The organism is Maribellus sediminis (assembly GCF_011799805.1).
Lineage (GTDB): Bacteria > Bacteroidota > Bacteroidia > Bacteroidales > Prolixibacteraceae > Draconibacterium > Draconibacterium sediminis_A.
On the sequence record NZ_WXUB01000002.1, the window covers coordinates 1,027,745 to 1,043,252 of the forward strand.

Genomic DNA, 15,508 nt, shown 5'->3' on the forward strand with positions numbered 1-15,508 from the left:
ATAGCCTGTTATGGCAGATAAAATCAAACAGTATGACAGCTAAAAAAGTTACCGGTTCGCAAGCATTGATCCTTTCATTACTGGAAGAAGGAGTTGATACCATTTTTGGGTATCCGGGAGGCGCAATTATGCCTGTTTACGATGCTTTGTACGATTTCGATCAAAATGTAAAACACATTCTAACCCGCCACGAGCAGGGAGCCATCCATGGAGCTCAGGGCTATGCAAGAGTCACAGGGAAACCCGGTGTCTGCTTTGCAACTTCAGGCCCGGGTGCAACTAACCTGATGACAGGTATTGCCGACGCCATGATTGATTCCACACCATTAGTCTGTATTACCGGACAGGTGGCCTCGCCATTGCTAGGTACCGATGCTTTCCAGGAATCGGATATTGTTGGGATGTCGATTACGGTAACTAAATGGAACTACCAGGTTACTACACCCGAAGAAATTCCTGAAGCAATTGCTCAGGCCTTTTACATTGCCAATTCCGGACGTCCGGGACCTGTGCTCATCGATTTAACGAAAGATGCGCAGTTTGGCGAACTTGATTTTGAATACAAGAAATGTACAAAAATACGCTCCTATCTTCCTGAAACACCGGTTGATCCGCATCAGGTAAAAGCTGCTGCCGAATTGATCGATGCCGCGAAAAAGCCTTTGTTGCTTTTCGGTCACGGTATTATTATTGGTCGTGCCGAAGAAGAGTTAAAAGCATTTGTTGAAAAAACCGGCATTCCTGCTGCATGGACCATCATGGGACTTTCAGCTTTACCTACCGATCATCCACAAAATGTTGGTATGTTGGGAATGCACGGAAATTACGGTCCGAACCTGCTCACAAACGAAGCCGATCTGATCATCGCCGTTGGAATGCGTTTCGACGACCGTGTGACCGGAAAAGTAAGTGAATATGCAAAAAAGGCCAAGATCATTCATCTCGAGATTGATCCGGCAGAAGTAGATAAGATCGTAAAAACCGACGTAAGAGTTGTGGGCGATGCGAAGAAATCCCTGAAAATGCTTACGGCCAATGTGAAGGAAAACCAGCACAGTGAATGGCTGGGTGAATTCAACAAGTGCATGGCAATTGAAAAGGAAAAAGTGATCGATAAAGACCTTCATCCTACCAAACCCGGATTGACTATGGGTGAAGTAATTCGCCTGGCTTCTGAAAAAACCAACCACGATGCCATTCTGGTTACCGACGTGGGTCAGCACCAGATGGTTGCACAGCGCTACTTCAAATTTAAAACATCGCGTAGCAATGTTACTTCCGGAGGTCTGGGAACCATGGGATTTTGCCTGCCAGCCAGTATGGGGGCACAACTTGGAGCGCCTGACCGGACAATTATTGCAGTAATTGGCGATGGTGGTTTCCAAATGACCATCCAGGAATTGGGTACCATTGCACAAAATAAACTACCGGTTAAAATTATTGTTCTTAACAACAACTTCCTTGGGATGGTGCGCCAGTGGCAGCAATTGTTCTTCGATAAACGCTATTCGTTTACCGAGTTGCAAAACCCCGATTTTATCATGATCGGCAAAGGTTTTGGAATTGAAGGCCACAAAGTGGAAAAACGCGAAGACCTTGATGCCGGTGTTCAGAAGATGATAGACCACGACGGTCCGTATTTGCTGGAGGTTGTTATCGAAAAAGAGGACAATGTATTCCCGATGGTACCAACCGGAGCTTCGGTTTCCGACGTATTACTTGAACCATAATTTAACCTGGAACGCTTAAAAAAAGAAAAATGAAAAAAGAATTTATTGTAACAGTATATTCCGAGAACCACATTGGTTTGCTGGCAAGAATTACGATAATGTTTACTCGTCGTAAAATAAATATCGAAAGTTTAACTGTATCAGAATCTGCTATTAAGGGTATTTTCAAATTCACCATTGTGATTCAGGAAACGGAAGCGCAAGTGAAAAAAGTTGTTGGTCAGCTCGAAAAACAGATCGATATTCTGAAAGCATTTTACCACACCAACGATGAAATGGTGTACCAGGAAATCGCGCTCTATAAAGTACCGATCGAGCCGATCTACGAGAGCGACGATATTGAAAATATGGTTCGAAATGCAGGCGCTCGTATTCTGGAGATTACAAAAAACTATGTGGTGATCGAGAAAACAGGCCATAAAGAAGAAACTCAGGCCTTGTTCGAAGAGCTCAATAAGTTTAAGGTAATGCAGTTTATCCGCTCTGGTCGTGTGGCCATCACCCGCGATCCGATCGAACGCCTTTCAGAGTTCCTGAAAGAAAGAGATGCCTTACTGGATAGCATGGACTAATCCAATTCAGATATTACATAAATGAGCCTGTTTCGCATTTGAAACAGGCTTTTTAGTTTTTCAAAAAAATGTATGTAAATTGAAACATGAACGCAGTAGATCAATACATCGCAGGGTTTCCTGTCAATATTCAGCAACTCCTGAAAGAAATGAGAAAGCTTATTTTAGAAACAGCACCCGATGCTGTTGAAAGTATTTCGTATGGAATGTCAGCTTACAAACTAAACGGAAAACCACTGGTGTATTTTGCGGGCTATAAAAATCACATAGGTTTTTATGCCACCCCCAGTGGTCATAACGAATTTGCAAAAGAGCTTGCCGGTTACAAACAGGGAAAAGGTTCAGTGCAGTTCCCGGTTTCCAATCCGCTTCCTGTCCACCTTATCAGAAGGATCGTAGAATTCAGAATAGCAGAAAATAAGGCACCATAAGTTTGATGTTAATTATGTTTTGCTGATAAAACATAATGCAACAAGCTGAAGAACTCATTTATTTAGTTTTCGTACATTAGCACAGGAAACGGCAAACAAAGAAACAAATGAAATTTGCTTACCAACTACTAACCTTTCTGCTGATGCTGGCGAGTCTGGCTCCTGTTCGCAGTTTTGCACAAATCCCGTTTCCCCTTCAGGATACCACCGTAGTAAACGATCCACTCGAAGAAATTACCGTAACAGCTTTTCGTTCGCCATATAATGTTTTTAATACCCCTGCTCCCATCAACCTCGTTCTCAGCGAAAAACTCGAAAGTGGCGATGCACTTACTCCCGTTGATGCACTGAACCAAATTCCGGGTGTTTTAATGCACCATGGCACGCTGAACACTAACCGGCTGACCATTCGCGGGATTGGTTCGAGAACACCTTACGGCACCAATAAAATCAAGGCCTATTTTGGAGAGATTCCGCTAACTGCAGGCGATGGTGAAACCACGCTCGAAGACCTCGAAAACACGGCCATTAAACGTATTGAGGTAATTAAAGGTCCAGCTTCAAGCCTCTACGGTGCCGGTCTTGCAGGTGTCATTCTTTTTCACCCTAAAACGGTCGTTAAAAATTTTGTACAAAACCGAAGTACGGTGGCTTCATTCGGAACGTTTAAAAACACTTTGTCGGCCGGCGTTAACAGCGGAAAGTACAAGGTATTTGCGCTGGGTTCGTACCTCAACAGCGATGGCTACCGCGACAATAACAACACCAAACGTGGCAATCTCTTGCTAAATAATACCTATTCAATTTCAGAAAAAACCAATCTGCAGGTTTTGCTGAATACCACCAGCATGAAGGCTTTCATTCCGAGTTCGCTCGATAAGGAAACATTTGATAACGATCCGAGCAGTGCAGCGGCAAACTGGCAAGGTGTAAATGGATATGAACAATATTCGAAAGCCCAAATGGGTGTTTCGCTGAACCGATTTACTACCAACGACGGGAAAATTTCGGTTTCGGTAGTCGGCAGTTTAAAAAAGCTGGAAGAGAAGCGACCGTTCAACTTCCTGGAAGAATCGTCGGATTATCTGGCATGGCGTGCCGAAGCCCAGAAAATACTGGAGTCAGACAATTCTCGTTTTGTATTTACCACCGGTTTTGAGATGTTCCGTGAAAATTACGACTGGAGTACATCGGACAACGACAATGGCAGCCTGATTTCGGACAATAACGAGAAACGCCAGTACGAAAACCTGTTCGTTCAAATGGAGGCAAATTTTAAGGAAAAAGTGTTTTTCTCAACAGGTGTTAACGGCAACCTCACCCGCTTCGATTACAAAGACCACTATACCGATAACGGAGACCAATCAGGAGAGCGTAGTTACAAACCGGTAATTTCGCCGCGAATTGGAATGAATGTGCTCTTATCGCGAAATACTTCTGTTTTCTGGAATGTTAGTCACGGTTTCTCAACACCATCCTTTCAGGAAACCTTGCTTCCCGAAGGCGAAGTAAATCCGGATATAAAGCCCGAAACAGGCTGGAACTTTGAAGCCGGAATACGTTCAATAATCGCAAAACGACTACAGCTGTCGGCAAGTTATTACCGCATTTACATCAAAGACCTGCTGGTTGCCCGCCGCACCGGAGAAGATGCCTACATCGGGGTTAACGCCGGTCGATCGCTACACCCCGGTTTTGAAGCTGAACTCGACTGGAGAGCTATAACCTTAAATGGAAATACTTTGTTGTCGTTGGCAGCCAATGCCACTCTGGCGAACTATCATTTTCAGGATTTTGTTGATCTCGGCAAAGATTATTCAGGCAACCTGCTGCCCGGAACAGCCAAAGAAATGATGTCGGTTTCGGCACATTTTTATCCGAGTAAGAATTTCGATATAAAAGCCTGGTACCATTTTAATGGGGAAATGCCGGTGAACGATACCAACAGCGAATTCTCCGATGCCTTTGGAATCACTAATTTAGAAATGCAGTTTAAAGGAAGTATCGGTGAGTTTGAAATCGGGTTGAAAGGTGGTGTTCAGAATATTTTCGATATTCACTACGCATCGATGCTGGCGGTAAATGCTCCGTCGTTTAACGGTGTTCCGCCGCGCTATTATTACCCCGGAAATCCGCGAAATTATTATGTTACCATAATAATAGGTCTGCTGGAAAATCAGCACTAATTACTTTGCCTGTTATAAGGAAACAATTAACACCTTTATACTTACTTTGTAATTCGCAGAACACATATCTTAAATAACAACACTTTATGTCGAGCAAAAAAGAACAAAAGGAAGCCTACAAGCAAATGAAATTCCAGATGGGTGTTTTTCAGATCAGGAATCTGACCAACAATAAAATACTGATCGACAACAGCACAGATATTCATTCGAAATGGAACCGACACAAAATGGAATTGCGCTTTGGAAATCATAAAAACCAGGCATTACAACACGACTGGAATGCAAACGGAGAAACCAATTTTGCACTTGAAATTCTTGCTGAATTAAAAGAAAACGAGGAACAAAACGTAAATTATCAACGGGAATTGAAAGCCTTGCAAAAACAAACGATTGAGGCGCTGAACATCCCTGAAGAGTTGAAATACTAAACTTCGCTTAAAGCGACTTTCGCTGAATAAATTCAAACGGACTTTTAATTCTCCGAAAATCATTATCAAGGATCATACGGGCAACAGTTCGTCCGATTTCGTCGTGGTTTGTAGTAATGGTGGTTATTCCATCCTCGAGAATTTCCTTCACCGGATTGTCGTTATAAGCCACTACCCCAACATCCTTACCTGTTTTCCAGTTTCGCTCCCGGCAGATTTTTATAAAACGGTACAGGTCGTCGTCGGAAACCAAAACATAGGCCTGGCTTTTCTTTAAGTCCTCATCGGCAAACTGATGGATCACCGAAAATTCAAGATTATTCACCTGACAGAAAATATGAAATCCGCGTATGATGTTTTTTGAATAGTACTCGTTTTGCGGAAAAACCAGGTTAATATTTTTATACTTTCTAATCAAGGGAAGCGCTTTCCCAAGGGCTGTTTGAATGTCTTTTTCAAATTCCTGATACACCACCGGGTAATCATTCAGTACATCCAGGTTCCGGTCGATCAGCAGGACCTTCTTTTTAGGAATACGTCGAATCACTTCTGCAGCACGGTCATTCTCGTCGTTAAACTGAGGCAGGATCACAAAATAGTCGTATGCCGTCAGGTGATCGTTGATGATCTCTTCAAACTTATCGATGCTGTAGTTATAAATAAACACATCAACACCGGCTTTGCTGCCCATCGTTTCCACGAACGAATAATAGATGTTACGTTTATAGTTGCTCAGCTTGTTAAAAACCAGGGCTACTTTTAGCTTTTTCTGAAGGTTCGCCTGGTTTACGTAATAACCCTTTCCCCGAACCGACGAAAGTATCCCGTTTTTCCGCAGGTGTACATAGGCTTTTTCAACCGTATCGCGCGAAAGTAGCAACTCTTCACTCGTTTCGTTTATCGACGGAACACGCTGGCCTTTTTTAAAGATCCCTGCCTCGATATCAGAAATGATCAACTCAACAACCTGCTTGTATTTTGGGATTTCGGATTCGTGATTTATACGCTCAATACTCGGCATCGTGTTTTATTTTCCAATGATCTTGATGGTAGTTCTACGGTTTTGTTTTCGCCCATCGGCAGTTTCGTTACTTGCAATTGGCCGGGTGTCGCCATAACCTTCCGATTTAAGTCTACCTGCCTGAATCGCGTGTTCAACAAGGTAATCAACTACCGATTTTGCCCTGCGCTTCGAAAGTTCCAGGTTGCTTTCCGGATTACCCGAACTGTCGGTATGTCCCTGAATTTCAACTCTCAGCTCCGGATTTTTACCCAGGAATTCCACCAGTTTCTGCAATTCCGGTTCCGACTGTGGCAAAATACGGAACGAATCGGTTTCGTAGTAAATATTGTACAACTCCATTTGCGCTCCAAGTTCTATCGGCTCCAACTCAATATTTAAAATGATTGGATCTGTGAGATCGTTGGCATTAGCGAGCTGCATCGACTGCGAGTAAAAAAGAAAACCATCCTCAGAAACATTAAAAGCATAATTGCGGCGAAGCGGCAAAGCCAGCATAACTTCGCCTTTTTCGTCGGCACGTTGGATACGGCTTTTTTCAAACTTCGAATTCAGGTTTACCAATTCAATATCGGCAGCGATAGGCGCGTGCGTTTTCCTGTTCGTAACCGTAGCTTTCACATAAGTAACCGGTTGCGGTTGCAATCCTCGGTCGAGGTTGAACGAAAAAATGTCGAGTCCACGATCAGCCTCCCGGGCAGATGAAAAATAAGCAACATCACCAATCGAACTGATAGTCAGTCCCATATCATCGCGGTAGGTATTTATTGGATAGCCCATATTTTTCAAATCCGTGATGTTTCCATCCTCATCAATCATGGCCGAATACAGGTCGAAACCTCCCATCCCCACATGCGAATCGGAAGCAAAATAAAAATTCTGGTTATTGGCATGAATAAAAGGTGAGATTTCGTCGCCTTCGGTATTTATCGATTCCAGGTTTTCGAGCTTTCCCCATTTCGGATTTCCGGCTTCTGAAAAACCAAGAAATTCAATGCGCCAGATATCTTTCTTTCCTTTTCCTCCGGGTCTGTTACTCGCGAAATACAGGTAATGATTATCTGACGACAAAGAAGGCTGGGCTTCCCATGATCGCGTATTTAACGGTTCCCCTGCATTGCGAGGTGTAGTCCATTGTCCGTTTACAAAACGAGAAAAGAAAATATCGCAACTTCCATATCCTTCTTCACGATTGCAGGCCGTAAAAAACATGATCTTTGAATCAGCCGACAAGGTTTGCGCCCCTTCGTTTTCGGGCGTGTTTACGTCGCTTATCGGTTCGGCTTCCCATTGCAGTGAATCGAGGTCGGCCATAAAAAAGTCTTCCTGAGGCCGCGTTACCGAGTCTTTCATCAAACGCGTAAAAACAAGGTGTTTCCCATCCAAAGTTGGTGTTGGCCAGTATTCATCGTTTGGGCTGTTAATGTTATCACCCAGGTTATTCGGCTCAAAATCAACCGGGTTGGCTATCGAATTTAAGGCAAATTTGCAGCTGGCTATTTTGCAGGCCAGTAAAAACTGCCGTTTCTCCGGGATGGTTTTATTCTCCTTGTATTTGTCGTAAAAACTCAGCGCTTCCGAGTACATTCCGAGTTTGTAAAAAGCCTCGCCTAAACGGAAATCGATCAGCGGATTGGTGCTGTTCTTTTGTGCCTTGGTCAGGTGACTGATTTCGAGCCGTGTAGAATCCATATCCTTATACATTTCGGCCATCAGCAAATGGGTATTTGCATTATCGGGATCAAGCCTGAGAATATCCTCACAAATTTCTAACGACTTGCTGTAGTTATCCGCTGAATACAAACTTCGTGCTTCTTCGAACAGCTTTTCAACGCGTTTGTTGTTCTGTGCGACTGCTGTTAGCGACAGGCCTAAAAAAACAACTACTGAGAATAAAAGCTTTGGGTATCTCATTACTAACTGGTTACAATTTTTAAATAAAAACTTCTTTTTAACTGCTATGGTATTTTTTCAAATTAATTTTTTTCCTATTTTGCCCTAAAATACAAATTAATATCTGAATCTAATTTTGAATAATGGGCTAATGAATCGAAGACCGCGCAAGCGGAAATTTGCTTCATCGAAAAAATGAAAAGTCTTAGTTTTAAATGTGATGAAAAAGAATGTAAAAAAGAGAGAATTCTCTGATCTTGACAGATTTGACAGGAAACACAAACGCGTTTCTTCACCAAAAGAAAAAGGTTCTTCAAAGCACAGGTTTTCCATTTACGACGATTTTGAAGACGAAGATTTAACAGATAACTCATCAGAATACGACGACCTCGACGACTAACATCTCATTATTACATACATTTCCCTGCATCGGCTAAACCTAATTAGTTCTTATCGCTGTAGTAAAACGCTTCTTTCCCGGGGAAGTGGTAGCGGGCTTTTGCTATTTTCTCAGGAAATACGAAGTAGGATAATGTTGCGCTTGCACATTCCACTCCATAAGCGTTAAACAATGAAGCAGAGATTGTTGCAATACGGCCATCTACCGATTCCAGTTTCCCGCGAACTGTAAGTTCGCCACCGGAGATCTGCACCGGTTTAAGGTACTTCACCTGCATTTCGCTGGTGACGCCCGTGGTTCCCAGTTTTAGCATGACTACCCAGCCACCGATCTCGTCGAGCAGAGTGGCCTGAATTCCGCCATGCAGCACGCCGATCCAGCCTTCATACATTTTTAAAGGGTCCCACTTGCTGATAATTTCATCACCATCTTCCCAAAACTCAAGTTGCAATCCCGATTCGTTGTAGGGCGAACAGGCGAAGCAATTGTAATCGCCTATGTTTTTGGGATCTTTCCAGGGATTTCTGATTTTTTGCATACTTAAATTAGCTTCTCTGTTGTTTCAATCACCCCCTATCGTAACTTTGTTCCGATTGTCTCCGTCAGCTGACGGAGGACAGGAGCGCCGAAGAAGCGACAGGGGGTAAATCGAGGCACTCCTTCTTTTAAATAAAAAGGCCGGTGTAAACCAGCCTTCTGTATTGTTCGGTCAAATATTAGTTTCCTCCCAGTATCAATGGTAAACCATCTTCACCGCTGCCAATAACAATCACTTTTGTATTTGGCGATTCAGCCAGCGAAGTAGTTGCTTCAATACCACGTTGTTTCAGAATATTATCGGTCAAACTCGCATTGATAATACGGTTATAATTAGCAATACCTTCTGCTTCAATCCGGCGACGTTCGGCTTCAGCGGTTTCTTTTGTCAGACGGTATTCGTAAGCCAGCGATTCCTGTTCCTGCTGAAGTTTGTTTTCAATGGCGCCCTTAATTTGCGGCGGCAGATTAATCGAACGAATCAACAAAGCTTTCATTGCAATGTAGTTTTCGCCCAAAGTTTGTTTAGTTTCAGTAATTATGGCCTGTTCTACCTCTGCCCTTTTGGTTGAATAGATTTCTTCGGCAGTATAACGACCGGCTACCTGACGAACCGATGAGCGCACTTCGGGAATAACCAGTACGTTTACAAAATTCACCCCAAACTGCTCGTGCAAATATCCGATTTTATCGTAACTCGGATTAAAACGAACGGTTACATCGGTATTTATCGACAGACCATTTTTATCGAGCACATCCATGGTTTCTTCACGCTGTTGTTCGCGAACACTGTAAACGTACATTTCGTTCCAGGGTGCAATCACGTGGAATCCTTCACCATAAATATTTTCCTTGTCCAGACCGGTGGTGTAGGGTCGGAAAATCACTCCGCGCTCACCAGCCTCGATGATCAGGAACATACGGCCACCAAAAAGCAGCAAAACGATTAAAGCGATAACACCGATTATGATGTACGAAGACTTAAAATTGAATTTCATAGCATTGTATTTTGTTGTTTGCACAAATGTACAAAGTTTAACGACTCCTTTCATGTTTCATTATGATTAATTTGGAGTTTGGGCCTGAGTGATTTTGTGGAACATTCTTTATATTTGAAGGACTGTTAAAACCACTGTTTATGAAAAAGCTGCTTACCACTCTATTCTTATTCGTATTTGTACTTACTGCATTTTCGCAAAACTTTTTTGATACCGATTTCGATCATTCAAAACGTTACATCATTTTATGCGACCCGACCGTCGCACGCGTAAAAACCATTCAGTACCTCACCGGCAACGACATTTTTGAGGTAAAAAAGAACAAGGTAAAATTTGTGGGTGTTTATTTTGAAGATCAGAATTACGATTTCAGCGAGACAAAAGCATACATTGAAGAAAACAAGCTAAAGAACTTCTTCCTGCAGGAAATAAAGGGCGATTTAAGCGAAGATGAATTGTTCCGCAACAACGAAATTTCGGCTCAGCTTAAAAAAGTATTCGATATTTCTATCGGTGTTATTTTCTTCGGAGGCCCCGATATTCCGCCTTCGGTGTACGGCGAAGAAAATACCCGCTCTGTAGTTACCGATCCTGAAAGGCATTATTTTGAAGCCAGCTTTTTATTTCACTTATTGGGCGGTTCACAGAATGAAAATTTCATTCCCTATTTATCTGAGCGCCCCGATTATGTGGTTACCGGTTTTTGCCTGGGCATGCAAACCATGAACGTTGCTACCGGCGGCACCTTGGTTCAGGATATTCCTGAAGAAATTTATGGTGCCGAAACTGCTGAAAAAACAGTAAATATTGGTCGTGAAAACCTGCACCGGAATTACTGGCAGGAAATTGCTGATGACGAGCAGCTGATGGGAATAAACCTGCATACGATTCAGTTTACCAATCACCCGTTTTTTGGCGAAGCCGTAAAAGTGAAGAAGAAAGACACGCCGCGTGTTTACAGTTCGCACCACCAGGCAGCTGAAAAAATCGGTAAAGATCTGGCAGTTACTGCCCTGTCTCCCGATGGCAAAGTAGTGGAAGCACTGGCCCACAATAAATTCAAAAACGTATTCGCGGTTCAGTTTCATCCCGAAGTACCGGCTTTATACGAAGAAATGCAGCCGAGGAAATTTCATCCGGATGATGTTCCGAAAAGTTATTACGACATCATCGGAAAATCGAGTGTCCGTTTTCATAAAGAATACTGGGCATACATTTCGAAAGTGATGAGCGAGGTGAAGAAAAAATAATGAATGAAGAAAATCGATCAACGATTTAAGATTAACGATCGGCAGGAACGAACCAGGATTGCATCCAAATTCCTCGTGCATTCAATAATTATTAAATGAAAAGTATCTTATTAATCCCGAAATGTGGGTAGCAGGTACTAAATATTAGCACAACAATAAAAGACTTTCAAGTGCGGATTTCTTAACATTCACTGCTTATTTTTCTACACCTCAACCTGACTGTGAGCCTTTTACTAATTTTGCGGCCAAATAAAAACCACATATGTCAGGAATCACACTTGAAAGTTTAATCGAAGAAGGTGTACAATCGGGAAAACGCAGAACACGACTTGCCGTTGCTTTGGTCTACTTTAGCATGGGATTGGCTTTTGCCTCGTGGGCAAGCCGCATCCCGGATATTAAAACTGCTCTCAGCTTAAGTGACGGAGCTTTTGGTAGTATCCTTTTTGCACTGCCTGTCGGTCAATTTCTGATGATGCCTTTTTCAGGGAAACTGGTAACACGATTTGGAAGCAACAATGTGCTAAAAGTTGGATTGCCGTTGTACACGCTTGCACTGACCAGTATCGGCCTCGTACAAACCGGCTGGCAGTTGGCCATTGTGCTTTTCCTGTTTGGAGTTACCGGAAACCTTTGTAACATTTCGGTAAACACACAAGGTGTTGCCGCCGAACGACTATATGGACGTCCGATCATGGCTTCGTTCCATGGAGGCTGGAGCCTGGCTGGTTTTACCGGCGCATTGATTGGTTTGGTCATGATCAATTTTAAAGTCCCTCCCGTTTGGCATTTTGTAAGTGTTATTGTAATCGTATGGGCGATCGTTCGAATCAACTATCCACACCTGATGCGCACCGATGCTTCTCCCCAAAAACAAGAACCGCGACGAAAATTTATCATGAAACCCGACAGCATCCTACTTCAACTGGGAATCATCGGATTTTTCAGCATGGCCAGCGAAGGTGCCATGTTCGACTGGAGCGGAGTCTATTTTAAAGACGTTGTAAAAGCACCCGAATCGCTAGTAGCACTGGGATATACCTCTTTTATGATTATGATGGCCAGCGGTCGCTTTTTAGCTGATTACCTGATTGGTAAAATCGGAAGAAAACGTTTGATGCAGATCTGCGGGGTAATGATCTCCGCAGGATTATTCACCGCCGTTATTTTTCCCTATCTGATCTCAAGCACCATTGCTTTTATGCTGGTTGGACTAGGTGTATCGAGCATTGTACCCACCGTTTACAGTGCTGCAGGCAAGCACGAAAAAATACCACCTGGAATTGCATTGGCCACCGTTTCAAGCGTTAGTTTCCTCGGTTTTTTGATGGGTCCGCCACTTATTGGTTTTATTGCCGAAGCTTTTGGATTGAGGTACTCTTATGCCGTAATCGGAATTTTTGGGATTGGTATCACACTCATGGTTGGTAAGGTAAAAGCATTGCGGGAAGGTTAAAGACTGAGGGACGGAAGGATTGAAGGACGGAAGGACGGAGGGACGGAAGGACTGAGGGATTGAAGGATTGAAGATCTTCGATTTGAAAAATCAACATACTATACTTAAAATATGCCGGTGAGCTGCTAATTGACCACGGCCACAAAAATCCTGTCACTGAGAACTGCGACTGCAAACTGTTGTCTGGATTGCCAACTGCCGACAAAACTTTGAACTCTGAACTTTGAACACTAAACTCTGAACTCTATTATATTAAACTTTATTACTACTTTTGCGCCCGCATTAAAACAAGCTGTAAATGACATTTCTGGAAGAGATAAAACGCCGACGTACATTTGGAATTGTGAGTCACCCGGATGCCGGGAAAACAACTTTAACTGAGAAGTTACTGCTTTTTGGTGGAGCGATTCGTGTAGCCGGCGCCGTAAAAAACAACAAAATTAAAAAGGGAGCCACCTCCGATTTTATGGAAATCGAACGCCAGCGTGGTATTTCGGTGGCTACTTCGGTAATGGGTTTCGAATACAACGGTTACAAGGTGAACATTCTTGATACTCCCGGTCACCAGGATTTTCAGGAAGATACTTTCAGGACATTAACAGCAGTTGACAGTGTAATTATTGTAATTGATGCAGCGAAAGGTGTGGAGCCGCAAACCGAAAAATTGATGAATGTTTGCCGGATGCGCAAAACTCCGGTTATCGTGTTTGTCAACAAAATGGACCGACCGGCGCAAGACCCGTTCAGCTTAATGGACGAGGTGGAAGAACAGCTGAAAATTAAGGTTCGCCCTCTGAGTTGGCCAATAAACAATGGCCCCGATTTTAAAGGGGTTTACAACATTTTCAACCGCAGCCTGAAACTTTTCAATCCAGATATCCAGGAAATTCAGGAAAGAATAAAATTTGAAGACCTTTCCGATCCGCAACTGGAAGATTATATCGGCAACGATGCCAGTGTATTGCGCGAAGAGCTGGAACTGGTTGAAGGAATTTATCCTGAATTCAACAGTGAAGAATACCTCGCCGGTGATTTGGCACCGGTATTTTTCGGTAGTGCGCTTTATAACTTTGGAGTGCAGGAATTGCTCGATTCATTCGTGCAGATCGCTCCTACCCCGCAACCCAGCACTGCTGAAGAACGCGTTGTTAAACCAGACGAAAACGGTTTTAGTGGCTTTGTTTTTAAAATTCATGCCAACATCGATCCGAATCACCGCAGCCGGATTGCCTTTGTGAAGATCTGCTCAGGCAGGTTCGAACGAAATAAAATGTACAACAATGTCCGTTTGGGTAAATCGTTCCGTATTTCGAGTCCAACGGCTTTTATGGCTTCACAGAAAGAGATTGTGGAAGAAGCTTTCCCGGGAGATATCATCGGTGTGCCTGACACCGGCAACCTGATTATTGGCGACACGCTGACCGACGGTGAAGAAATCCACTACAAAGGATTGCCAAGTTTCTCACCTGAACTTTTCCGTTATGTGGAGAATGCCGATCCGATGAAAGCCAAACAGCTGGCAAAAGGAATCGACCAATTGATGGACGAAGGTGTGGCACAGTTGTTTACCAGCGCATTCAACGGCCGAAAAATAATAGGTACGGTTGGACAGCTGCAATTCGAAGTGATTCAATACCGACTGGAGCATGAATACAACGCGAAATGCCGTTTCGAGCCGCTGCAAATGCACAAAGCCTGCTGGATAGAAAGTAACGACACAAAAGTACTTACTGAATTTAAGAAGCGTAAACATCAGAAAATGGCCAAAGACAAACTCGGCCGCGATGTTTTTATGGCCGATTCATCGTTTATTCTGCAAATGGCGCAGGACGAATTTAAAGACATTCGTTTCCACTTTACCTCTGAATTTTAAATGAAATTTGTGCTATAAATTTGTACTTTCGAAAGAAAATTAACCGTTCATTACTGATTCCGCTTTAATCATGGAAACTGCATTTTACGACAGTTCATTTTTTACCTATGTTCTGCTTCCTGCGTTAATATTCTTTTCGCGGGTGATGGATGTAACAATCGGCACCATTCGTATTGTTATGGTCTCGAAAGGCCATAAAATATGGGCACCGATTCTAGGCTTCTTTGAAGTGTTGATCTGGTTGGTTGCTATTACCAAGATCATTCAGAACCTCGACAACTGGATTTGCTACATAGCCTATGGACTTGGGTTTGCAGCAGGAAATTATGTTGGGCTTATTATTGAAGAGAAAATGGCCCTGGGTATAGTAAAACTTCAGATCATCACCCGAAAAGAGGCCAGCAAACTAATTGAAAACCTGAAAGCCGCGGGATACGGCATCACGCACCATAATGCGAAAGGCAGCAGCGAGAATGTAAGTATCATTTACAGCATCATTAAACGCTCGGAAATTAAAAAGGTGGAAGACATCGTTAAAACAACCAATCCGAAAGCATTCTATTCCATCGAAGACATCAAGTTTGTGAGCGAAGGAGTTTTCCCGCTGGGCAAGACACGTGTGGTACCCTGGCGGAAAGGGAAGTGAAGTTAGTTCAGAGTTCAGGGTTTAAAGTTTAGAGTTGAGTACCTGTACAAGCTTAGCGAGCAAGAGAACCGCGTTGAATAACTTAGG

The 15,508-nt window shown here is 43.2% G+C and carries 14 protein-coding genes; 10 read left to right on the forward strand and 4 right to left on the reverse strand.

The window, feature by feature from the left end; genetic code table 11:
* Nucleotides 1-32: 32 nt before the first annotated feature.
* From ilvB to HFD85_RS10505, 5 genes are all read left to right on the forward strand, one after another.
* Complete coding sequence (gene ilvB / locus HFD85_RS10485) at nucleotides 33-1,730, forward strand: biosynthetic-type acetolactate synthase large subunit (protein ID WP_167608767.1); 1,698 nt, start codon at nucleotides 33-35, stop codon at nucleotides 1,728-1,730.
* Between the two features lie 29 nt (nucleotides 1,731-1,759).
* Nucleotides 1,760-2,302, forward strand: coding sequence for an acetolactate synthase small subunit (gene ilvN, locus HFD85_RS10490; RefSeq protein WP_167608770.1), 543 nt, complete (start codon nucleotides 1,760-1,762; stop codon nucleotides 2,300-2,302).
* An 86-nt stretch (nucleotides 2,303-2,388) separates the two neighbouring features.
* Nucleotides 2,389-2,733 carry an iron chaperone gene (locus tag HFD85_RS10495; protein WP_167608773.1) on the forward strand — a complete coding sequence of 115 codons (345 nt, stop codon included), beginning with the start codon at nucleotides 2,389-2,391 and terminating at the stop codon, nucleotides 2,731-2,733.
* A 107-nt stretch (nucleotides 2,734-2,840) separates the two neighbouring features.
* Entirely contained in the window at nucleotides 2,841-4,919 is a 2,079-nt protein-coding gene (locus HFD85_RS10500; protein WP_167608776.1) for a TonB-dependent receptor, read from the forward strand.
* Between the two features lie 86 nt (nucleotides 4,920-5,005).
* Nucleotides 5,006-5,347 (forward strand): GIY-YIG nuclease family protein, encoded by a 342-nt coding sequence (locus tag HFD85_RS10505; protein WP_167608779.1) that lies wholly within the window; start codon nucleotides 5,006-5,008, stop codon nucleotides 5,345-5,347.
* 7 nt (nucleotides 5,348-5,354) lie between these two features.
* On the opposite strand, the gene HFD85_RS10510 is transcribed toward HFD85_RS10505, so the two are convergent.
* Nucleotides 5,355-6,368: a GntR family transcriptional regulator gene (locus HFD85_RS10510; RefSeq protein WP_167608782.1), complete on the reverse strand. Its 1,014-nt coding sequence runs from the start codon at nucleotides 6,366-6,368 to the stop codon at nucleotides 5,355-5,357.
* Between the two features lie 6 nt (nucleotides 6,369-6,374).
* The gene (locus tag HFD85_RS10515) at nucleotides 6,375-8,282 is read right to left on the reverse strand and encodes an OmpA family protein (RefSeq protein ID WP_167608785.1); all 1,908 of its coding nucleotides are present in this window, start codon (nucleotides 8,280-8,282) and stop codon (nucleotides 6,375-6,377) included.
* A gap of 199 nt (nucleotides 8,283-8,481) precedes the next feature.
* Between HFD85_RS10515 and HFD85_RS10520 the strand changes: the two genes are divergently transcribed.
* Nucleotides 8,482-8,661, forward strand: a complete 180-nt coding sequence (locus HFD85_RS10520; RefSeq protein WP_167608788.1) for a hypothetical protein — start codon at nucleotides 8,482-8,484, stop codon at nucleotides 8,659-8,661.
* 43 nt (nucleotides 8,662-8,704) lie between these two features.
* On the opposite strand, the gene HFD85_RS10525 is transcribed toward HFD85_RS10520, so the two are convergent.
* A complete protein-coding gene (locus tag HFD85_RS10525; protein WP_167608791.1) occupies nucleotides 8,705-9,199 on the reverse strand; it encodes a PaaI family thioesterase in 495 nt (164 codons plus the stop codon).
* 178 nt (nucleotides 9,200-9,377) lie between these two features.
* Entirely contained in the window at nucleotides 9,378-10,196 is an 819-nt protein-coding gene (locus HFD85_RS10530; RefSeq protein WP_167608794.1) for a prohibitin family protein, read from the reverse strand.
* A gap of 140 nt (nucleotides 10,197-10,336) precedes the next feature.
* Between HFD85_RS10530 and HFD85_RS10535 the strand changes: the two genes are divergently transcribed.
* The 4 genes from HFD85_RS10535 (at nucleotide 10,337) to HFD85_RS10550 (ending at nucleotide 15,421) form a co-directional block, all read left to right on the forward strand.
* Complete coding sequence (locus HFD85_RS10535) at nucleotides 10,337-11,446, forward strand: gamma-glutamyl-gamma-aminobutyrate hydrolase family protein (protein WP_167608797.1); 1,110 nt, start codon at nucleotides 10,337-10,339, stop codon at nucleotides 11,444-11,446.
* A 262-nt stretch (nucleotides 11,447-11,708) separates the two neighbouring features.
* Complete coding sequence (locus HFD85_RS10540) at nucleotides 11,709-12,902, forward strand: MFS transporter (RefSeq protein WP_167608800.1); 1,194 nt, start codon at nucleotides 11,709-11,711, stop codon at nucleotides 12,900-12,902.
* Nucleotides 12,903-13,200: 298 nt separating this feature from the next.
* On the forward strand, nucleotides 13,201-14,775 hold the full coding sequence (locus HFD85_RS10545; RefSeq protein ID WP_167608803.1) for a peptide chain release factor 3: 1,575 nt from the start codon (nucleotides 13,201-13,203) through the stop codon (nucleotides 14,773-14,775).
* A gap of 70 nt (nucleotides 14,776-14,845) precedes the next feature.
* Entirely contained in the window at nucleotides 14,846-15,421 is a 576-nt protein-coding gene (locus HFD85_RS10550) for a DUF2179 domain-containing protein (RefSeq protein ID WP_167608806.1), read from the forward strand.
* Nucleotides 15,422-15,508 lie beyond the last annotated feature (87 nt).